We start from the raw sequence: 818 nt of genomic DNA on the forward strand, positions 1-818 counted from the left end.
AAGTCAAGACCACCGGCTTAGCCGGTGGCTTGCTCTGACCCTGTAAGGGTCTATTCCCTGCTTGCGCCCGGAGGCGCCTGATGGTTTTGCCAACCGCACTTCCTTCTCAGGCAGCCCTAAAGGGCCTTTTTTATTGCCTCCTTACTCCTGCAAGCTCCTTGAGCCTTTCATTATAGCTTTATTCCCTAGCTTCCCTTTCAGGGACTACTTCTTGCTTTTTTGTACTGGCTCACCCGTGAACGGGTCTATATATTCATTCAATGTCATTTGATCCGATTCATGATCTTCTTTCAATTGATTTGCAATATATTCTTGTATCTTCTTTGTATTTTTTCCTACCGTATCTACATAATATCCTCTACACCAAAAATGGCGATTTCCATACTTATATTTTAGATTAGCATGTCTTTCAAATATCATCAGTGAACTTTTTCCTTTTAGATATCCCATTATTTCAGACACACTATATTTGGGTGGTATTCTAACTAACATGTGAATATGATCCACACAACATTCTGCTTCCATTATCTCTATTCCTTTACGCTTACATAATGTACTTAATATTTGAGCAATATCTGCTTTAATTTTTCCATATACTATCTGTCTTCTGTATTTTGGTGCAAATACCAAATGATACTTGCATTCCCATTTAGTATGGGCTAAACTATTCATATCCATTTTGGATACCTCCTATGTCTTTTTTGTGGTTGGCTAAACCCGCAATTATTATAACATAGGAGGTTTTTTGCTTGAAGCTAAAGCAAAACCGTGGGACCACCGGCATAGCCGGAGGTTTATTTTTTCTGTTTATACAAAAA

1 protein-coding gene is annotated in these 818 nt (G+C 38.4%); it reads right to left on the reverse strand.

Going from position 1 to position 818, the window contains the following annotated elements; translation table 11 throughout:
- Positions 1 to 204: 204 nt before the first annotated feature.
- The gene (gene tnpA / locus CTY48_RS00005) at positions 205 to 678 is read right to left on the reverse strand and encodes an IS200/IS605 family transposase (RefSeq protein ID WP_099466475.1); all 474 of its coding nucleotides are present in this window, start codon (positions 676 to 678) and stop codon (positions 205 to 207) included.
- Positions 679 to 818: the final 140 nt, after the last annotated feature.

This window comes from Konateibacter massiliensis (assembly GCF_900184995.1).
GTDB classification, from domain to species: Bacteria; Bacillota; Clostridia; order Lachnospirales; family Lachnospiraceae; genus Lachnotalea; species Lachnotalea massiliensis.

Excerpts from the sequence above, each read along its gene's own strand:
- tnpA (WP_099466475.1), bottom strand. The coding sequence starts at position 678 with ATGGATATGAATAGTTTAGCCCATACTAAATGGGAATGCAAGTATCAT.